We start from the raw sequence: 20,640 nt of genomic DNA, 5'->3' as shown, positions 1-20,640 counted from the left end.
CTCTAATCCCTCGCTTATATTTAACGGTACAAATGTAGCTTAAAAGCTTTGTGCTTGTGTCAAAAATCTGTCAAAGGGATTAATTTAGAAAGATTTTAAATAGCTATTTTTAATTTTTAACTCTTTGTTTTACAGGTTGTTGTATTTTTTTTTGTGACCAAATGATTTTCGTCACGATCGGGAGTGACGAGAATTTTGAACTAAAAAATGCAATCCCTACTCGTTAACATCCGAATTAATCCCAACAGAATCCACGGTGACATCTTCCAATTCTTCCACATATGGTGTCTCTTCTGAGGCCGTAGCTTCTTGAATTTCACTGTCACTATATTGGTAATAGCTGTCAAAAGTTTTGCTACTTTTATTGTAAATCAATGCGTATTTGGAGTTCTTATTCTTAACGATAATCCCGTCGGCAGGAGCAGGGACCAACTTCATTTCATCCATAAAAATCTTTTGTCCCTTTTTGAAACTGTTGATCAGCGGCAATTCACTGGAATATTCCTTCCAGAAGAGAATATCACCCTTTGCTGAAATGATCCAGATCGCACTGCTTTGGTAATCATTTTTTTCAATCAAAAATGCCATTTCCTTATTCCAACTATCTGAATCGTTGCGATCGGTGAAGTTTCCATAACAGAAAACAGATTTAGCGCGGTCTTTTATCCGGGTAAATTTGTATATGGGTTTATCCTCTACAGGTTCAAGATAGTTGTTGCCCATGAATATCTTTGTAATACCCCTTCTATAACGCAAGGGAATATTGTCATATTCCGGTATAGTGAAGATGGCATTGTTCCAGTGCTGATAGTCTTCCAATGAACTCCAACCATCAGCGTCTTCTAGGTCTTTGGGGTCTGCGTTCTCATATCCGATAGCAGCGGTGGCAGTGCTATCGACCTCCAATCCATGGATCGCTTGTCGCTGGTTATAATTGTAATAGCCGCCGCCAGCCAGGATAACCAATAGGACGACACCGATAATGATATAGACTTTTTTCTTTCTGTTCGGCTGTGCCGGTTGTTCTGCGGCTATTTCCTCAACTTCTCTTTTCATGTTTATTATTCGGCTTAATGCTACAATTTATTCTCCCATTTATATTCATCACCACAGTGAAGCCCTACGCCATGTGCTCTTGATTAGCATCAATGTGGCTAACACTGAACTAGAATTGTCTCTAAAAATAGAATAATTTTTCAAAAAGCGAAAGACAAGTTATATAAGTGTCAATATTCAACTTATATTCGTACGAATTTTAAAGCAATTTGAATTATGATTATTATCAAAAAATACGTTGCCATTGTCGGACTGGTGATCTGCTTTTTTTCCAGTATGACGCCGTTTTTAAAAGTACCTATTAAGGGAAATTGGAACCTCTATCAGGTAGATGCTTATTTGTTCTTTATTACCCTGCTGATTCTGGGGGTGACTGCGCTTTTGTTTTTTGTTCGTGCAGTTCGCGCTTATCAATGGATGACGCGATTGGCGGCCTGCTGGTATATTGTGAGTATCACAGCGGTCTGGTTTAAGATCAATAATTATTTCGGTTGGGGCTTTGCTGATAAATTGCTGTCTAAATCCCTGCATATGCGCTGGGGCTGGATTGTCTATCTGGTAGGCATCTTATTGTTGGTGTTGAGTACCAAAAAGGTTGTCGCGTCGGCAGCGTAGTGAAGGCTTTTGCAGAAAAAAATAAGCTAGATGAAAAACACCTAGCTTATTTTTTGTTTGGACGATGCGGTATAAAATGATTTTTCAATTTGTCCAGTCCTAAATCTTCTTCGATCTTATCCAATTCGTATGACCATATCTTTTCATCCAAAATTTCGTTAAGAATTTTAGGGTTAGTGAGGTCTACCGGACGCACACGCTGTTCTTTGTTGATTGGCGGGGTCAGCTCCTGCAAAATGCTGCTATGGCGTAAGATCTGAAAACGGAAGGTCGGCCATTTTCCAACATTTGCAAAGTTTCCTGTATAAAACTGAATCGAATCATGTGGAGGTATCTTATTGCTGAAAATACCTTTAACTTTATTCGCTGTTGCTTCGGATATGGATATCAGCAGCTCAAAGCTTGTTTCATTGATGATATGCAATTTGGCTAGCCCATCTTTGTGATCTCCAGAGATCGCCAATAGTATTCCTTTCTCGATAAATCGATGTGGTGTCAATGGTGTTGCATGCTGGTCGAGCTCATCATCCGCGCGACGCATATTGCCGAAGACAAGAGTGATTTTATCCATCGGTACTGGTATTTCAAAACCTGTATCGTCTGTGACGCCGACAATATCGTCGGGCTGCATAGATGTAATATGTCCCTCAATGGGTTCATCAACAAACCGTACTAAGTCTCCTATTCTAAATTTCATGTTTATTTTACTTTGGTGTCAATAATATATAATAGCCTTTCAAGATCCGAGTGATCGTTGTATAAATGAAATCCAACACGGATTCCCGAACCTCGCGGAAAGCATTTTATGCCTTCATCCAGAAAGGCTTGATAATAGTCGTGGTCGATCTGTATATTAAAAATATTACTCTGCGGATGCCTATTGGTGATACTGTCCAACAACAGATTTCTGTCGGAAAGCTCAGCACGGGCATCCGCGATCAATTTTTGCGTATAGTTCACTGTTTCTGAAAATCCCCACTGCTCCAATTGGATTAGAGACTGCTGCAACGTTCCGTGTGACAACGTATCCAAATGGCCGGGCTCGAAACAGAGTTGTACCACAGATTTATTCATCCATTGGTTGTTGAGAAAGCTGTAGTTTTCCTGAATACTCGCATAGAGCATCGCTTTGAGTCTTTCGCTTAAGAGCACAAAACCATTGCCAAAGCCAGCCATAAGCCATTTATATCCACTTGATAATACAGCATCAAATCCAGAAAGTGTGAAATCAAAAAGGTCTGTTCCAAGAAATTGAGTGCCATCACCCACAATCAGTAGTTCAGGATGTTGATGCTTCAATTCCTGTATGAAGGATAGATCTATTTTTAATCCCGAAATATATTGAACAATGGAGAGGATGAATACATCGGGCTTAAATGTAGCGATTGTATCCAATACATTTGCTTCCAGTTGTTCGTCCATCGTCACAAACTGATGTTCAAAACCACTTAAAATTGTTGGGAAATTAACGGAAGGATAATCATTATTCAGTAGCAGAACCTTAGATTGCTTAGGTAAACCGGCCAACAGTGCATTGAAAGCAAAGGAAAAACAACTGGATAAGAATACATTTTGGGAAGGACAATTGAAAAATGTACCTATTGTAGCCCGGCAGGCATCCAACGTCGCGCCCTGCTGTTCACGTAAGTTCGAGTTTGAATCAAAGAAATCTTGGTCTCTCTTGGCGCGCCACGCCTTTGTTTCACGTGAAAGTAAGCCCGATCCCGGTGTTGTTAGGTAAGTGACCGCTGGCGCGATGTCAAAATGTTTGCGATATGGACTACTCATCGTTGTGCTTTTTTGTTAATATAGCTAAATAATCTGTCAGCGAAAGATATTCTCCGCCCATACTTTCCAGATGACTGGTATGAAACTGGCAATCAATTAGATGTAATTCGATTTCTTGGGCAAGGTAAATCAGCGCTGCCTTCGATGCGTTGGCGACTTTAGAAAACATGCTTTCGCCACAAAATACACCATTGATTAATACACCGTAAAGTCCCCCAACCAGCAAATTGTTTTGCCATACCTCCACCGAGTGGGCATAGCCCAGTGAAGCAAGTTTGCTATAGGCATCTATCATGTCCGCCGTAATCCAGGTGCCTGCCTGATCTTTTCTATTCATAGTCGCGCAATGATGAATGACTGCATTAAAGTTGCGGTCTATCGAGAACGAAAATATATTTTTCCGAAGGACGCTCGCCATGCTCTTGCTGATTTTTATTTTGCGCGGATCGATCACGAATCGAGGGTTTGGGGCATACCAGAGAATAGGACTGAGCTCGTCAAACCAAGGGAAAATTCCGTTACTATAGGCGAGTAGCAGGCGATCGACGGAAAGATCCCCACCTACAGCAAGTAAACCATCTCCTTCTGCATAGCTTGGGTGTGGAAATTCAAGTTTTTTAGTATCCAGTTCAAATACCATTGTTGTTTAGCATACTGCGAAAGAGGATGTTATTCGGGTTGACGTGGCTCTTTACTGATTTCATCAAATAGTTTGTCCATGTGTTCAACATACTCGTTGGTATCGTCAAGGAAAAATTCCAATTGAGGAACGATCTTTACTTGGTTCTTAATTTTTGCACCTAGTTTGTAACGTATTTCAGCTGTTTTGGAACGAATGGACTGAATACCTTCCTGTGCTGTCTTGGTGTTTAAAAAGCTCACGTAAACGCGTGCTATCGCCAAATCTGGCGTAACACGAACACGTGTAACCGTAATAAATGCTCCGGGAGCCCATGAATTACCATCGCGCTGAAATAATGCCGCTAAATCCTGTTGAATCACCCCAGCAAAACGTTGCTGTCTCTTGCTTTCTGTTCCCATCGTATACGTTTTATGTATTGAATATGCTCAATTGTGTCAAACAAAAATAGCCAAAATTTCAATTAAAAGAGAACTTTGGATTGACCTCTTGTCACTTAGTTGACAAAAAATACCGCGATAACGCGCCAGTTCGAAAAGAATGGAGAATACGGATTGAAAAATAAAATAAGCCAAAAAAGAAAAAAGGCACATCTTGGTTCGACGTGCCTTTAAATTTCGATTCACAATTGGTTAGGTAATTTCTTTCAAGTTTTAAGACTTTGAGGTCTATCATATTTGGTTTGAAATTTCGGTGTATTTAAAGCGGTAAGTATTTACTAACCCTACCATCTTCTATTTTTTCATCTCCCTTACACTACAAACATAGGAATACTTAAAAAACTGACAAAATAACTTTTAAAAATAAAGTGAGTGATCACTTATAATGTGTGTTTATCGCGATTTAACAAACTTTTAACATTTTATTTTTTTTGTAATAGCCTATTTTAACGACGCTATTTTTCCATTTTTTAACGAAGTCATCCAAAAAATGTATGCAATCTTTGCATTGATATAACCATTTGCAATTGGTATTTTTGTAAAAATCGGATGTCATAAAATTATCAGGAGCTTCAATCCATCCTAAACCTGCCATAAGCTTTTGATCAAAATAGCATTTAAAAAATTAGAAGAATGAAAATCTGGCAAAAAAATATAGATGTAGATTCTTTTGTAGAATCGTTTACTGTGGGCAATGACCGGGTCATGGATCTGCAACTTGCTGCTGCAGATGTTTTGGGCTCATTGGCTCATACACGTATGTTGAACAGTATAGACCTCATGACGGATGAGGACCTGGCGCTCGTACAGAAAGAGCTAAAAAATATCTATAGCGAAATCCTTGCTGGAGATTTTCGCATTGAAGATTCTGTGGAAGACGTGCACTCGCAGGTTGAAATGCTGCTTACACAGCGTATCGGTGAAGCAGGGAAAAAAATCCATTCAGGCAGATCCCGTAATGATCAGGTATTGGTCGATCTAAAGTTATACTTTCGCTCCGAAATTCAACATATCATCCACAATACAGAAGCGTTTTTTAGCGAATTAATAAAACTCAGCGAGCAGTACAAGCATATCCTCATTCCTGGTTACACCCATTTGCAGATCGCCATGCCTTCATCGTTTGGGTTGTGGTTTGGTGCTTACGCCGAAAGCCTTGTTGATGATCTGGAGATGATGCGTGCAGCCTGGAAGGTTTGTAACAAAAATCCGTTGGGATCCGCTGCAGGTTATGGATCATCTTTCCCTTTAAATAGGACCCTGACCACGCAATTGTTGGGGTTTGAGGATCTCAATTATAATGTGGTCTATGCGCAGATGGGACGTGGTAAAACCGAACGTATCTTGGCACAGGGGATGAGTTCAATAGCCGCAACCCTAGCTAAGTTTGCCATGGACGTCTGTCTTTATATCAACCAGAATTTTGGCTTTATCTCATTTCCTGCACATTTGACCACAGGATCGAGTATTATGCCGCATAAGAAAAATCCTGATGTCTTTGAGTTGATCCGATCGCGCTGTAATAAGATTCAAGCATTGCCAAATGAGATTGCATTGATGACAACAAATTTGCCATCCGGTTACCATAGGGATCTTCAGTTGTTAAAAGAGAATTTATTCCCGGCTTTTAAATCACTCAATGAATGTCTTGAAATTGCAACCTTCATGTTGGAAAACATTTCCGTTAAAGAGAATATCCTGGACGATCCAAAATATGATTATCTGTTTTCCGTAGAAGTGGTAAACAATGAAGTCCTTAAAGGGGTGCCATTCCGTGAAGCCTATCGTACTATAGGCATTGATATTGATGAAGGGCGCTTCAAGCCATCGAAAGAAGTAAATCATACCCACGAAGGGAGTATTGGAAATCTATGCAACGATCAGATTCAACGTATGTTTGAAGAGGTCAAAGCGACTTTCTGTTTTGACAAAGTTAATTCTGCAATAGACGATCTTCTAAAATAAAAGGTGCTGTTGTCTTCTTGGAAAAAGACATCACATAGCAAAATAGACCGGCCGGTCTATTTTGCTATTTTTTTATTGAGAACTTAAAGTGTGTCTCGGAGTCAAATGACTCTCCGGCTTTCAACAAAGTAGAAGGAAAGTCTGCTTGGTTGGGCGTATCCGGAAAATGCTGCGTTTCCAGACAAAATCCGGCATAGGGGAGGTACTTATGGCCTGTTTTACCATAATCATTTCCCGTCATCCAGTTTGCTGTATAAAGCTGTACACCTGGTTCGGTGGTGAAAACATCCAGCTGAATGCCCGTATTTTTCGAATAAGCTGTCGCACAGGGCAGGGAGATGGGCTGATTATTGACATAACAATGGTCGTATCCTTTCGCAGCAATTAATTGTTCATTGTTAGCTGCGATGTCCTGAACAATAGGTTTCGGGATGCGGAAATCAAAAGCTGTGCCTTCTACAGGTACTATTGCATTCGGTATCTGATTCTCGTCTACAAATAAAACTTCATCTGAATTGATCTGAAGGATCTGCTGCAATACGTCACCACTACCTTCCCCGTCCAGATTGAAGTAGGTATGGTTGGTTAAGTTGACATGTGTATCAGCATCCGATTGCGCATGATATTTAATAATGATCTCATTATTTCGCGATAAGGTATAGGAAACCATCACTTTTAGGTTCCCAGGAAAACCTTCCTCACCATCTGGAGAAATATAATAAAATTCAACGTGCGATTGATAGGTAACCCTTCTATCCCAAACCTTGTCATGAAAACCCGATATACCGCCATGAAGACAATTATTGCCATTGTTTTGAGGAAGTGTGTAATGCTTTCCGTTGATTTCAAATTTACCATCTGCAATGCGATTTGCGAAACGCCCTGCAGTGCAACCATGGTATTTCTCGTCTGAATCGAGATAGGCCTGAATAGAATCAAACCCCAGTGCAACGTCTACCAAATTTCCTTTGTTGTCAGGAACCAAAATACTGACAATACGTGCACCGTAGTCAGTTAAGAGGACTTGCATGCCCCCTTCATTTTTTAATAAGAGCAAATGCGTGTTTTTGCCGTCAATTGTACCTTCAAAATGTTTTGGAATAAGTGTTTGATATTTTGTCATGATTGATCCCTATTGGTATTGTAGCATAAAGATACAGAATATAACCAGTATAAAAATGACTTTGATCGCGGGCATCTATAAAATTTGCTACCATTCAACCGAGAATTTTGGTATAAAAATCGCAATTTAATAAGGAAATAAAGAAGTCAGCAGTGAATGTGGGCCAAAGATGTTTAGGGTAATTTTGGGGCAGTGCCGCAAGGATTATAATTGTATTTAAGGGCAAATTTATCTAAGTTTGCGCTATGTCTGAAAAAATGAATTGGAAAGATTTGCTCTCCGCAAAGCGCTGGGGTTACGAAGATCGGAGCGTAGATAGTTATCTCGTGGCGCGGTCGGAATTTCAACGGGATTACGATCGTTTGATCTTTTCTTCCCCATTTCGAAGATTACAGAATAAAACACAGGTTTTTCCGCTACCTGGCGCTGTATTCGTTCACAATAGATTGACCCATAGTTTGGAAGTAGCCAGTGTTGGACGCTCTTTGGGACGTATGTTTTATGCGAAGTTGAAAGAGGAAAACCCCAATCTTGATGCGGATTATCCGTTTCTTCAGGAAGTCGGCAATATTATTTCTGCAGCATGCCTTTCACATGATTTGGGTAATCCTGCCTTTGGCCACTCGGGTGAGTCCGCCATATCGACTTACTTCACAGACGGAGACGGGCGTAAATACCAAGAGCAGGTTACGGCTGAGGAATGGGCCGATTTAACCCATTTTGAAGGAAATGCAAATGCCTTACGTATCCTGACACATGCCTTTCAGGGCAAAGATCCTAAAGGATTTGCATTGACATATACTTCCTTGGCTTCCATCGTGAAATATCCATGTCTAGCCATTGATGGGCATCTTAAGAAAAGTCATCACCGCAAGAAGTATGGCTTTTTTACAGAAGAGCAAAAAGCATTCGAAAAAATCGCCAATGAATTGGGCTTATTAAAAGATCCTTCTAATCCAAAAGGCTATCTGAGACATCCGTTGGTTTATCTGGTGGAGGCTGCAGATGATATCTGTTACAATATTATAGACCTGGAAGATGCTCATCATCTGAAGATTTTGTCCTATCAAGAAGTGGAAGAGTTGCTATTGCCGCTATGTGGTAAAGAGAATCTTCGCGACAGACTCGACGGTCTGCTGGATACGCCGAGCCGAGTAGCATTGTTGCGGGCCAAAGCTATCAACACCTTGATTAAAGGATGTGTTGACGTCTTTGTACGTGAACAGGACAAATTCTTGTCTGGAACATTCGGGTCAGCGCTAATGGATGCACTTGATGAAGAAATTGTTGCACAGATGAACAAAATCTCGAAGATTTCTATCGCAAAAATCTACAATGCTCCCACGGTTGTACAGATTGAGATTGCTGGCTATCGGGTGATGGATGCACTTTTAAAAGAATTTGTTCCAGCGTACCTCAAGAAGAATAAGAATAATTACGATAAGAAACTTGTCGCTTTAATTCCTGAACAATTTTATACAGAAAAACAAGATTCGTATTCGAAGATCCGTTGCGTATTGGATTTTGTATCAGGCATGACCGACGTTTATGCGATAGAGCTGTATCGTAAGATCAAGGGAATAACGATACCTTCGATCGACTAACATCTAACATCTAATATCTCATAGCTAAAATGAAGGTTGTAATTGCTGAAAAGCCCTCCGTGGCACGTGATCTAGCTCGGGTGATGGGGGCGAAGGAAGTCAAAGACGGGTATATTGCCGGTAATGGGTATGCTTTTACGTATGCTTTCGGACATTTGGTCCAACTCTGTACACCTCAGGCCTACGGATATAATTCGTGGACAATCTCAAACTTGCCCATCATTCCACAAACTTTTAAACTGGAGTCGAAAAAGGTGAAGCGTGATGGCAAGCAGATGGACGATACTGGAGCAGTAAAGCAGCTCAATACCATTAAATCCCTTTTGGATCAGGCCGAAGAAATCATTGTGGCTACCGATGCCGGACGGGAAGGCGAATTGATCTTTCGCAATATATATTATTTTTTAGGGTCTAAAGTGCCGTTTAAACGCTTGTGGATTTCAAGCCAAACGGATAAAGCCATTAAGGAGGGATTTGCCAATTTGAAGGAAGGTACGGAATACGATAGCCTCTACATGTCTGCCCGCTCACGCTCGGAGTCGGACTGGCTGATCGGTATCAATGCAACGCAAGCCATCACGTTAGCAGCTGGTAATAAAGGCCTGCTTTCTTTAGGTCGCGTGCAGACACCAACTTTGGCCATGATCTGTTCGCGCTATCTGGAAAATAAAGACTTTAAACCGCAGGCATTTTATAAAATCCAGGCCGGGTTTGAAAAAGACAATATCAGTTTTAAAGCTACCTCTGCTAAGATCGATAAAAAGGATGTCGCTGAAGAGACCGTTGCGCGACTCACGGTTGGTTCCAATGCACGTGTGGCAAGGGTAGAAGCCAAAGAAACAAAAGAGCAACCACCGCTGTTGTTTGATTTAACATCGCTGCAACAGGATGCGAATAAAAAATATGGTTATTCGGCCGATCAGACGCTCAGTATTGCGCAAACACTGTACGAAAAGAAGGTTATTACTTATCCGCGTACTGGTTCCCGTTATATTGGTGAAGATGTTTTTGAAGAAATTGGCGCACTTTTTCAACATTTGGCAGATACAGCAGAAGAGTCCATTGCATCAATCGCAAAAAATCTGATCGGCGCGAAATTGAATAAGCGTTCTGTCGATGATAAAAAGGTAACGGATCACCATGCTCTGTTAGTGACGGATGAAAAGCCCGGACCCATGCTGAAAGAGCAGCAGAATATCTACAATATGATTGCCAAGCGCATGGTCGAAAGTTTTTCGGAAGTATGTATAAAAGATATTACTACCGTTACGATAGATGCACAAGGTGTTGAGCTCATTGCCAAAGGTACTGTGATCAAGCAATACGGCTGGCGGTTGTCTGCAGAGCAGATCGAAGCGCCGGATGAAGATAAGAACAATGAGGATCAGGACAACGAAAATGCGCAATTACCGAAGCTGTTAGCCGAAGAATTATTGCAGATTCTGACCCTCGAACTTGCCGAACGTTTTACCAAAGCCAGACCCATACATACCGAAGCCTCATTATTGAAGGCCATGGAAACTTCGGGAAAGGAAATTGAAGACGATGAAATGCGTCAGGCCATGAAAGACTGTGGCCTAGGTACCCCAGCTACACGTGCTGCAACTATTGAGACGCTTTTTCAACGTGACTACATAAAGCGCGATAAGAAAAAACTGATCCCAACAGAAAAAGGACTGGCCGTGTATAACCTTGTAAAAGATCGTTCCATTGCCAAGGTAACGTTGACAGGTAAATGGGAACAGAAGCTGGAGGAAATGCGCGCCAATAAGGTTTCCTATGATGTTTTTATGAAACATATTAAGGATTACACCGCCAAAATTACTAAAGAACTGTTGACGCTGCGGATTTCACTTGCGCAGGAGGAAGTTAAACCCCAGCAGAAAGGAAAAATAAAATGTCCGAAATGTGAGAGTGGGCTAATTTTGCTCTATGATAAAGTCGCCCAATGTGACCATTATGCCCGTGGATGTGATTTTAAGATCTGGCGAACATTGAACGGTATCTTTCTAGACGAAAAGGAGATGAAGAACCTGTTGGAGAAAGGCAAAACTTCGGAGTTTAAAGGCGTGAAAAATAACGAAGGCACTATTGTTAATGCGCCGCTTGTATTTGAAAATTTTAAAGTTAACGTGGGATAAGCCAGTGTATCCCACGTTGTTATCTTTTTTACTGTTAACCAAGTTGAAGAATATCCTCCAGCGCACTCGAAATGGTAGGAAATTTGAATCTGTAAGCATGATTTTCCAATCTTTCCGGTAATACCCAACGACTTTTCAAAAGGAGCTCTGTTTCCGTACCGATCAAAGCAGCTCCTATCTCCAGTAGCCATTTGGGAGAAGGTAGCCCAATTTTACGATGCATGATCTGCCGAAAGGTGTCCATAAAGGTTTTATTCGTAATCGGATGGGGAGCCGCACAATTGATGACACCACTAATGTCGTCATGGCGTTGTAAGAACTGGATGATCTGAAAAAGATCTTCGATATGGATCCAGCTAAAATATTGCCGGCCATTACCCTGTATACCACCGAGGCCAAAACGGACCAGGTTTTTAAAAGGATGTATAACGCCACCATCCGGCCCCAGTACAATGGCCATACGGAGTGCTACCTGTCGAGTCTGCGGTAATTTAAAATCGAAAAAGGTTTTTTCCCACAGCATGGCAACATCAACGGAAAATCCTGTTCCGATTTCACCCGAACTTTCAGTCATCGGACGGTCCTCAGCGTGACGGTAAATGGTCGCAGTGCTAGAATTTAGCCATAATTTTGGTGGATTGGTACAGCCTGCTATTAGTTCACCGAGAATCGATGTCGTATCTGTTCTCGAAGAAAATATTTCGGCTTTATTTTTTTCAGTGTATCGACAGTTGACAGATTTTCCAGCTAGATTGATTAGGATAGCCGCATTTTCCAGTGCATCAGAAATACTGGAGTGATCAGTCCATTGAATAGTGCCCCGACGTCGCCCAATCACGACAACTTGAAAACCTAAAGTTTGAAATCTCTTGGAAAGATATTGTCCAACAAAACCTGTCCCTCCAGCAATGACTATTTTATCCATGGTATTTCTATTTGAGAACCTTTCAGATTAGCTATCGTAAGTAGTATCCAATGCTCTTCTTTGTTTAGCGATTCGTTTGCCCCTAAAGAAGAGAAACATATTGAGGAAAAGCATCACACCAAGATATATGCTAAACCCACCGATTTTATAGCTTAGGCGCTCAATGAGTTCCTGAAGACTTGGCTTGTAAAGGCTGATTTCAAGGATATAAAGCGCAAATCCCAAATTCATCAGGTAGAATCCGATGCGGAAAAGATTATTAGTCGCATGGGCTACCTCCGGCCTGCCGGCGAAGATATCATCCATGTACACTATACTATTTTTGAAAAGCACGTAGGCGACATAATAGGTTAATCCTAGTGCAATGGGTAGGTAAATAAAGTACCCGATAACGGTTAAATTTCCCATGATATTAATGTTTAATGGTTAATGAATTTTTTCTTTTTCCGAAGAAATAAATAGCGAGCATATTGATGTAATGTAAGCCAACAAGGACAAAAAGTAATCTTCCTGTTTTGAATGCAATACTGCTGATTAGTTCATCAAATGATGCGATTTGTTTCCAGTAACTAAATTGTAAGATGGCATAGCCAATGTTGAGCAGATAATATCCTAGGAGCAATAGATTGTTAGTCGTATCGGCCAAGTTGATATCCTGTTGAAAAAGCGATAGGATAAAAATCCGGCCGTTTCTGTGGAATAACCGCCCCACCCAAATGATGATATAACAGGTGAGTAGGCCATAGACTGTGTACGCTAAGATATTAAAGTTCATAATGCTACATCATTAGTTTGATGAATTTAATCAATAAATCTCCGCCGCTTGTATTGAAAATTTTGTTGGCAATAGTTTCGAGTTGATCCGTCAGATTCTGGATGTCTTTGACCGTTTTGTGAAACTCTTTGCCCTCTGCTGTCTGATCTTTTTCCGTATTTCGGCTTATATCTTTTAGAATGTCCATGACAGGGTCGAGTTCTTTCTGCTTACGCATGACCGCAATTTTCATGGCCCATTTTAAGACTTCTTTCTCCGCAACAAAATATTCTTTCCTGTCGCCGGCAATATGTTTTTTGTAAACTATCCCGTAGTCGATCAATTGTCGGATACTCATATTGGCGTTCCCCCGCGAGATAACCAACTTTTCCATAATCTCGTCGGTAGACATGGGGTTACTTGCCGAGAGGAGTAATGCATGAACCTGAGCGACAGATTTGTTGATGCCCCATTCAGAACCTAAAGCTCCCCATGTGTCTATGAATTGTTGTTTTGCTTCTTGTAATTCCATTGAGCTTTCTTTTTGTTCGTATTTAAATTTTTCCTTAAGCGATTCTTACGTTCAGCTTATTTACAGCATCCTGTGAATTTGTTAGATCAAAGTTATTTAAAGTTTTTGAATTTTCAAAAATTTCTGAAAATAAAATAAGTTATGTTCTACGAGTCACCCTTTCGTAATAAGAATTTGCTTTTCTTGTGGACTTTTCGATTTGTTTTAACTTTGTCCGCATTATGGCGACAACTTTGTATAATCCTTTCAAACAATTTCAGTTTGATTCAGATATTTGTTTTTTAACAGGAAGTAAGCTTCAGTCGGAAGAAGAATCCATTCAGGTCTTTCCAGTGTGGATGATGAAATCCTTTCAATTGGAAGATAAACCTTTTAAAATGCTAGATGAAAATCTGGTGACTTACAAATCGTTGAAACTACCTTGTTCCATGGCGGCGGCAGCGGCTATTGAGCAAATGGAACGGTTGGTAGAGCAGTCATTTGAGCAGGGGTATGAGGCGGTTAAGCAGTTGGATCCGCTATTGTTGTTTCAATGGATGACAAAAATTATTTATGGCGTAGTTTTTAATGAAATTCTTGCAGGAATTCGCCAACAAAAAGCTTCGGGTGAGGAGATGAATTTTTCACAGGCGCTTGCACAGCGTTTTACAAATTTGCATGCGATGTTGCAATCATTGGTCGTACCAATGGAGTTTGAAAACACGTTTCCATTTTCACTGGTTGTTGTACCTGTGGAGAATGCGCCCGATACATTTATGTATCGGGACGAAATCAACACATTGATCTTCTCTATTCGTATGAAAGACTTTGCCTTAGTAGCCTGTCTGCAAGATAATGCTACAAACAATATTTATCATGAAGATATCCTGAAAATCATTTCGGGTAAAACATTGCACCCTATCCAATTTGAGGAATTGTGCGCGCGCTATTTTTATTCAGCCTACTTATTTAATCGTTTGCCAGATTATACTTACTTAAATACACCACAGAAAGTATATGTAGAGCCGATGCCATTAGCTGATATGTCGATGAAACCTATTTTTGATCCTTGGCAAAATAAAACCTATGGCCAGGTGCTGGAAAATTTTTGGAAACCCTGGGGGTTGACCTTGTTCGAGATTATTAAGAATCCGGAGCATCCCATTAGCTTTCTTGTTAACGAAAACGGAGATTTTGTTGCTCATGTTGATATGCCACTGAATTAATAGTGTATTGCTTCACGCAATAAATGATCGTATGCAAGCGTTAAATGGTACGATTATGGTTAGTATAGGTTATGTATTTAACAGGCTTCAAAACTTTTTTTTCGATTCTACTTTTCTTGTTCGTATGTACTTCTGCAAGTGCGCAGGTGATTGCTAAGCGTGATATCCCGGCCGACAGCATTGCACAGGACGTTGATAATTTTCCTTATTTTAAAGGCGGAGCAGTGGCATGGTCCAGGTTTTTGCAATATAATCTAGACTTATCAAGAACTGTTGGAACAATGGATAGTGTGGCCTATGCAAAATATGGCCCCAAACAGACAGCCATTCTCAAATTTATTGTATGTGAGGATGGGTCTATCTGCAATATCGAAATCGAGAACCCAGAAAAGGTTAGCCCTGAGTTTGCAAAAGCTGTATTGTCCGTTATGCGAAAATCGCCGCAATGGATGCCAGCACAAGTTAATGGAAAATCAGTTAAAACAAGATTTAGACAGCCTGTAGTAGCTGTAATTGAATAAAATTTGAATAGAAAAATAATCGCTTAAATTTTCACCATTTATAAGATACTATGACATTTTGGGATAAAGTCAAAAAAATTATGAGCAGTGGAGCGGAAGAATCCGCGTCTGAAAAAAAGGATCCGGAAATTACACCGGGGGGATCTACCGTATACCGTTATGAAGATCAGTCTGAGGATAACGATCCGAAGAACTTATTTCCGGAGATCCAATGTGTCTATCTTGATGAAATAGAGGAACACTTGACAAAATATATTGCCGAACCCGATATGGTGTTTCATGAAATTGTCTCCGAACTAGTCCATATTGATGTGCATTGGATTAAACCAAGTGCAAACTATCCATACCATATATTGGTCACTTCAGGTATGAGTGATTTACCGATGCAGGTTCCGGATGAGGTGGAAAATAAGGAAACTTATGAACGTGCTGAGTTAATGGTTGTGTTGCCTGCAGATTGGAAAATAGGGGAAGAAGAATTTCAGGACGATAACAATTATTGGCCAGTATATTTTTTGAAAAGATTAGCGCGGTTTCCACATGAGTACAAAACCTGGTTAGGTTATGGACATACCATTCCCAATGGAATGGAAGCCGAAGATATCGCAAATACCGGGTTTGGTTGTATGTTACTGCTTCCGCCTATGCTAAGTTTTGATGAAGATTTTTTGGAGTTGAAAACTAAAGATGGAAATATCATCAATTTTTATGCGATGATTCCAGTATATAGAGAAGAGATGGATTATAAACTTGAGGAGGGCACCGATGCCCTTTTAGATCGTTTTGATGAATACGGAATTTCGGAACTGGTTGATGTTGATCGCCCTAATGTCTGTAAAGATAGATAGGTTTTAAAAAAAGATATGCAATGCTACAGGCACCGAAACAGTATAGCATTGCATATCCTTTAGGAAATACTTTTTTCCATAAGGGTTATCGTCTTGTCGATATCCGTATAACTCACATTAAGATGCGGTCTAAAGCGAACACTTTTCTCACCACAACCTAACATGATAAGCTTATTTGCATAGGCATTCTTGATAAATTCATTGCGTCCGCTTTCAGCGTCAAAATCCAATGCAACAAATAGTCCCTCGCCCCTTAAATTAGACAGCTGTGTTTTTTTTGCGATCAACTTCTGGAGCTCCTCTTGGAGGTAACGTCCTTTTTCGGCCGCATTTTGAACGAGATTTTCCTGTTCTATGACTTCAAGAATTAATTTAAAGCGGAGCATATCCATAAAATCGCCACCGAATGTGGAATTGATACGACTTGATTCTTTGAAAACATGATGTTCCACTTGATCAAATTTCTCTTTGCTGGCCAGTATCCCACATACCTGTGCTTTTTTGCCAAAAGCAATGATATCAGGAATTACATTGTAATGTTGGTAAGCCCACATTTTACCAGTGATTCCCAATCCAGTCTGTACTTCGTCAAAGATCAATAGAATCTGATTTTCGTCACAGATTTTACGGAGTTGTAAGAAAAATTCCATCCGGAAATGATTGTCGCCGCCTTCACCCTGAATCGGTTCAATTAAGATGCAGGCGATATCATGTGGGTTCGCTGCAAGGGCTTCATGTATTTCGTAGACAGCTTGTTTCTCCAAAGCAATGGTTTGATCAATATGTTCCCTTGTTAAGGGGTAGCTCAGCTTCGGATTGGTAATGCGTGGCCAGTTGAACTTGGGGAAATAGAGGTATTTTCTGGGGTCTTGTGTATTTGTTAAGGAAAGTGTATAGCCAGATCTACCGTGAAATGCCTGTCTAAAGTGAATTACCTGGCTCGCTTCTTTTTGTATTCCTTGGGCAAAATTCAGTCTTGTTTTCCAGTCGAATGCAGCTTTTAAAGCGTTTTCCACTGCGAGAGTTCCTCCCGAGATGAAAAAGGCATAGGAAAGTTCTTTCGGTATGGCCACACGATCAAATGTGTCAACAAAATCAGCAAACTCTTTCGTGTAGATATCCGACATGGCAGGTTTATTGACTGCCATTTTACCTAAAAAATCACGTTGTTTGACCAAATGGGGGTGATTGTAGCCCACGGCCATCGAGGCAAACATGCTGAACATATCAAGGTATTCGTCACCATTTTCATCTACGACATAAGAACCATGGGATTTTTCCATATCCATAACCAAAGGAAACCCATCGGCTAATATATGTTTGCTTAATCTTTCATGTACGTTGTTCATAGTTTTGTGTGTAAATGGTTTATAAATCAAATTTGATCCCTTGTGCCAAGGGCAGATCAGTCGTATAATTGATGGTGTTTGTCTGACGGCGCATGTAGGCTTTCCAGGCATCAGAACCAGATTCCCGACCGCCACCGGTTTCTTTTTCGCCTCCAAATGCTCCTCCGATTTCGGCCCCTGAAGTGCCGATATTGACATTGGCAATACCGCAATCAGAGCCTGCAGCACTTAGAAACAGCTCAGCTTCCTGCAGATTGTTTGTCATGACCGCAGAAGACAACCCCTGGCCAACACTGTTCTGAAGATCTATAGCGGCACGGATATCACCCTTATATTTGATCAAATAAAGAATCGGGGCAAAGGTCTCTTGCTGTACGATTTCATAATGGTTTTCCACTTCTGCAATGACTGGCTGCACATAACAGCCGCTTTCATATCCCTTACCTTCAAGAACCTTTCCCTTAATTAGCAATTTTCCTCCTTGTTTTTTAATGTTTTCCAGTGCGTTTAAGTATGATTTTACGGCGTCTTTGTCGATCAATGGTCCTACATGATTTTTCGTATCTAAGGGGTCTCCAATTTTTAGTTGACCATACGCTTTAGTCAGTTGTTTTTTAACCTCTTCATAAATGCGCTCATGGACAATAAGTCTTCGTGTGCTTGTACAACGTTGTCCAGCTGTACCTACAGCTCCAAAGACGGCGCCGATAATGGTCATTTTTAAGTCTGCATCGGGCGTCACGATGATTGCATTGTTACCGCCAAGTTCCAAAAGAGTCTTACCAAGACGTTGCGCTACAGTAACGGCGACTTCTTTTCCCATACGGGTAGAGCCTGTGGCAGAAATTAAAGCAATGCGATTGTCTGCGGTGAGCCACTCTCCGGCTTGCCTGTCGCCTATAATAAGGTTGGATATTCCTTCAGGTAGTCCGTTGTGATGTAAGATTTCTGCAAGTATTTTTTGGCAAGCTAGCGCACATAATGGCGTCTTTTCGCTTGGCTTCCACACCACCGTATTTCCGCAGACTAAGGCTAGCGCAGTGTTCCATGCCCAAACGGCTACTGGAAAATTGAATGCGGTAATAACACCCACCACGCCCAAGGGGTGATATTGGTCGTACATACGGTGCCCCGGGCGTTCCGAGTGAATGGTGTTGCCATATAATTGGCGGGATAGACCCAAAGCGAAGTCGCATATGTCTATCATTTCCTGTACTTCGCCCATACCCTCCTGATAAGATTTACCCATTTCATAGGAAACTAACTTTCCGAGGATGGGTTTCAGTTCACGAAGTTTGTCTCCCAACTGGCGAACAATGTTCCCTCTTTTCGGAGCGGGCAGTAGACGCCATTGTAAAAAAGCATCAGCAGCCTGCTTAACAACTGCTTCATAGTCTTTACTATGACTGCCTTTTATCTTCGCGATGAGTTTTCCGTCGACAGGTGAAAAGGACTCGAATTCTTTGCCTTTGGAAAACCATTGCTGTCCAGTTGATGACCCTAAATTTTGAGAAGATATCCCAAGTGTTTTAAGCGCTGATTTTATCATAATGGTTTATTTTATTCGCTGAATGATTTAAATATATGAAATAAGTTTTTTGTTGTCAAGTTTATACTGAATATTGTTCAGTGAAAAAATTTTCTTTATCTTAGATAAGCTAATGTAGACTATATGATGACTAAACAGATCAATACCGATTATTATCAAGTGGATGATTTATTGTCCGAAGAACATAAACTGATACGGCAGTCTGTCCGCGATTTTGTGAAAGCAGAGATTAAGCCTTTTATTGAGGATGCGGCACAGGAGCATCGTGCTATTGCTGGTTTGATGCCTAAATTAGGTGCTATTGGAGCCTTGGGTCCTTATATTCCGACTGAATATGGCGGAGCCGGTTTGGATCAGATCTCTTATGGCTTAATCATGCAGGAACTGGAAGCTGGTGACTCGGCCATTCGGTCGGCAGCTTCTGTGCAATCCTCTTTGGTGATGTTTCCGATTTACACCTATGGTAGCGAGGAACAGCGTGTTAAATATTTGCCGCGGCTGGCGTCGGGGGAGTTGGTCGGCTCTTTTGGTCTTACTGAGCCCAATCATGGGTCTGATCCCGGTGGAATGGAAACTAAATTAACCACCAAAGGTGATGGCTTTTTATTAAATGGAGCCAAGATGTGGATCACAAATTCACCCGTATGTGATATTGCTGTGGTCTGGGCGAGGGATGAGTCCGGAAAAGTAAACGGGGTGATCGTTGAGCGTGGAATGGCAGGTTTTGAAACGCCAGAAACCCTACATAAATGGTCGTTGCGCGCCTCGAAAACAGGTGAATTGGTTTTTCATGATGTTTTTATCCCAGCAGAAAATGTGCTTCCAGGTGTAAATTCAATGCGGGGACCGCTTTCCTGTTTGAATTCAGCCCGCTATGGGATTTCATGGGGCGTTATTGGAGCAGCAATAGATTGTTATGAAACTGCCGTTCAGTACGCGCAGGAACGTCATCAGTTTGGTAAGCCAATTGCTGGTTTTCAATTGCAGCAAAAGAAACTTGCAGAATTCCTTACGGAAATTACTAAGGCGCAGTTGTTATCATGGCGTTTAGGTGTACTCAAAAATGAAGGACGCGCGACACCACAGCAAATCTCCATGGCCAAAAGGAACAATGTCAATATGGCGCTGCAGATTGCACGAGAATCTAGACAGATCCTTGGTGGAATGGGGATTGTCGGTGACTTCCCGATAATGCGGCATATGATGAACCTGGAGTCTGTAATTACCTATGAGGGAACTCATGATATTCATTTATTGATCACAGGTCAAGATATTACGGGTCTAAACGCATTTTCATAATGTAAATTTTGGTTACGCAAAAGGGTTTTGTGTTCCTTTATCCTGCGCACATACGCGTATTTATTTCTTAAAAGCTATTTTTCGGCATGGATAAGCTGAGGTTTGTGCTGCGGTTGGACTCGTCTTTGACCTGGGTGTTATCCTTAGTTATAGCAGTGTCTTATCCCTAAAAAATACACAGTTACTACTTTCTTATCCCTTAATATGGTTTTTGTTTACCTATAACTTAGCCTTAAGTTAGGTTTAGTATAGCTTTTACCTATATTAAACCTAAACTAACCCTAAC

The 20,640-nt window shown here is 40.9% G+C and carries 20 protein-coding genes; 8 read left to right on the top strand and 12 right to left on the bottom strand.

Going from position 1 to position 20,640, the window contains the following annotated elements:
* Positions 1–216: 216 nt before the first annotated feature.
* Entirely contained in the window at positions 217–1,056 is an 840-nt protein-coding gene (locus B3139_RS16545; protein WP_293884665.1) for a hypothetical protein, read from the bottom strand.
* A gap of 216 nt (positions 1,057–1,272) precedes the next feature.
* On the opposite strand from B3139_RS16545, the gene B3139_RS16540 reads away from it, so the two are divergent.
* The gene (locus B3139_RS16540; RefSeq protein ID WP_293884664.1) at positions 1,273–1,671 is read left to right on the top strand and encodes a hypothetical protein; all 399 of its coding nucleotides are present in this window, start codon (positions 1,273–1,275) and stop codon (positions 1,669–1,671) included.
* 46 nt (positions 1,672–1,717) lie between these two features.
* Here the strand turns inward: B3139_RS16540 and B3139_RS16535 are convergent, their stop codons facing one another.
* Genes B3139_RS16535 through rbfA form a run of 4 tightly spaced genes read right to left on the bottom strand, consistent with a single transcriptional unit; the run spans position 1,718 to position 4,500 of the window.
* On the bottom strand, positions 1,718–2,368 hold the full coding sequence (locus B3139_RS16535; protein ID WP_293884663.1) for a hypothetical protein: 651 nt from the start codon (positions 2,366–2,368) through the stop codon (positions 1,718–1,720).
* A gap of 2 nt (positions 2,369–2,370) precedes the next feature.
* On the bottom strand, positions 2,371–3,459 hold the full coding sequence (locus B3139_RS16530) for an aminotransferase class V-fold PLP-dependent enzyme (RefSeq protein WP_293884662.1): 1,089 nt from the start codon (positions 3,457–3,459) through the stop codon (positions 2,371–2,373).
* Positions 3,452–4,099, bottom strand: coding sequence for a leucyl/phenylalanyl-tRNA--protein transferase (aat, locus tag B3139_RS16525; protein ID WP_293884661.1), 648 nt, complete (start codon positions 4,097–4,099; stop codon positions 3,452–3,454). Before aat ends, B3139_RS16530 begins: the two co-directional genes overlap by 8 nt.
* Before the next feature lie 29 nt (positions 4,100–4,128).
* On the bottom strand, positions 4,129–4,500 hold the full coding sequence (gene rbfA, locus B3139_RS16520; protein ID WP_293884660.1) for a 30S ribosome-binding factor RbfA: 372 nt from the start codon (positions 4,498–4,500) through the stop codon (positions 4,129–4,131).
* A gap of 672 nt (positions 4,501–5,172) precedes the next feature.
* On the opposite strand from rbfA, the gene argH reads away from it, so the two are divergent.
* Positions 5,173–6,504: an argininosuccinate lyase gene (gene argH, locus B3139_RS16515; RefSeq protein WP_293884659.1), complete on the top strand. Its 1,332-nt coding sequence runs from the start codon at positions 5,173–5,175 to the stop codon at positions 6,502–6,504.
* Between the two features lie 64 nt (positions 6,505–6,568).
* Here argH and B3139_RS16510 read toward each other — a convergent pair whose 3' ends face one another.
* Complete coding sequence (locus B3139_RS16510; RefSeq protein WP_293884658.1) at positions 6,569–7,627, bottom strand: aldose epimerase family protein; 1,059 nt, start codon at positions 7,625–7,627, stop codon at positions 6,569–6,571.
* Positions 7,628–7,872: 245 nt separating this feature from the next.
* Between B3139_RS16510 and B3139_RS16505 the strand changes: the two genes are divergently transcribed.
* The gene (locus tag B3139_RS16505; protein WP_209577802.1) at positions 7,873–9,231 is read left to right on the top strand and encodes a deoxyguanosinetriphosphate triphosphohydrolase; all 1,359 of its coding nucleotides are present in this window, start codon (positions 7,873–7,875) and stop codon (positions 9,229–9,231) included.
* A 29-nt stretch (positions 9,232–9,260) separates the two neighbouring features.
* Entirely contained in the window at positions 9,261–11,372 is a 2,112-nt protein-coding gene (locus tag B3139_RS16500; RefSeq protein ID WP_293884657.1) for a type IA DNA topoisomerase, read from the top strand.
* Between the two features lie 34 nt (positions 11,373–11,406).
* On the opposite strand, the gene B3139_RS16495 is transcribed toward B3139_RS16500, so the two are convergent.
* From B3139_RS16495 to B3139_RS16480, 4 genes are read right to left on the bottom strand one after another with little or no spacing between them, the layout of a single operon-like run.
* A complete protein-coding gene (locus tag B3139_RS16495; protein ID WP_293884656.1) occupies positions 11,407–12,297 on the bottom strand; it encodes a TIGR01777 family oxidoreductase in 891 nt (296 codons plus the stop codon).
* A gap of 27 nt (positions 12,298–12,324) precedes the next feature.
* Positions 12,325–12,705 (bottom strand): hypothetical protein, encoded by a 381-nt coding sequence (locus tag B3139_RS16490; RefSeq protein WP_293884655.1) that lies wholly within the window; start codon positions 12,703–12,705, stop codon positions 12,325–12,327.
* Between the two features lie 4 nt (positions 12,706–12,709).
* On the bottom strand, positions 12,710–13,072 hold the full coding sequence (locus B3139_RS16485) for a hypothetical protein (RefSeq protein WP_293884654.1): 363 nt from the start codon (positions 13,070–13,072) through the stop codon (positions 12,710–12,712).
* Between the two features lie 4 nt (positions 13,073–13,076).
* Positions 13,077–13,583 carry a GbsR/MarR family transcriptional regulator gene (locus B3139_RS16480; protein WP_209577807.1) on the bottom strand — a complete coding sequence of 169 codons (507 nt, stop codon included), beginning with the start codon at positions 13,581–13,583 and terminating at the stop codon, positions 13,077–13,079.
* A gap of 221 nt (positions 13,584–13,804) precedes the next feature.
* Here B3139_RS16480 and B3139_RS16475 point away from each other — a divergent pair, with 221 nt between their 5' ends.
* The 3 genes from B3139_RS16475 (at position 13,805) to B3139_RS16465 (ending at position 16,157) form a co-directional block, all read left to right on the top strand.
* On the top strand, positions 13,805–14,788 hold the full coding sequence (locus tag B3139_RS16475; protein ID WP_209577808.1) for a hypothetical protein: 984 nt from the start codon (positions 13,805–13,807) through the stop codon (positions 14,786–14,788).
* A 71-nt stretch (positions 14,789–14,859) separates the two neighbouring features.
* Complete coding sequence (locus B3139_RS16470; RefSeq protein ID WP_293884653.1) at positions 14,860–15,309, top strand: energy transducer TonB; 450 nt, start codon at positions 14,860–14,862, stop codon at positions 15,307–15,309.
* An 80-nt stretch (positions 15,310–15,389) separates the two neighbouring features.
* Positions 15,390–16,157, top strand: coding sequence for a suppressor of fused domain protein (locus B3139_RS16465; protein ID WP_293884652.1), 768 nt, complete (start codon positions 15,390–15,392; stop codon positions 16,155–16,157).
* 59 nt (positions 16,158–16,216) lie between these two features.
* On the opposite strand, the gene lat is transcribed toward B3139_RS16465, so the two are convergent.
* Positions 16,217–17,506: an L-lysine 6-transaminase gene (lat, locus tag B3139_RS16460; RefSeq protein ID WP_293884651.1), complete on the bottom strand. Its 1,290-nt coding sequence runs from the start codon at positions 17,504–17,506 to the stop codon at positions 16,217–16,219.
* Between the two features lie 19 nt (positions 17,507–17,525).
* A complete protein-coding gene (locus B3139_RS16455; RefSeq protein ID WP_293884650.1) occupies positions 17,526–19,055 on the bottom strand; it encodes an aldehyde dehydrogenase family protein in 1,530 nt (509 codons plus the stop codon).
* A gap of 123 nt (positions 19,056–19,178) precedes the next feature.
* Here B3139_RS16455 and B3139_RS16450 point away from each other — a divergent pair, with 123 nt between their 5' ends.
* The gene (locus B3139_RS16450) at positions 19,179–20,354 is read left to right on the top strand and encodes an acyl-CoA dehydrogenase family protein (RefSeq protein ID WP_293884649.1); all 1,176 of its coding nucleotides are present in this window, start codon (positions 19,179–19,181) and stop codon (positions 20,352–20,354) included.
* The last annotated feature ends 286 nt before the right edge of the window (positions 20,355–20,640 follow it).

Origin of the sequence: Sphingobacterium sp. UBA1498 (genome assembly GCF_002325125.1) — a bacterium.
Classification (GTDB): domain Bacteria; phylum Bacteroidota; class Bacteroidia; order Sphingobacteriales; family Sphingobacteriaceae; genus Sphingobacterium.
Note: the sequence above shows the minus strand (reverse complement) of the source record. Positions and strands in the feature narration are given on the sequence as shown.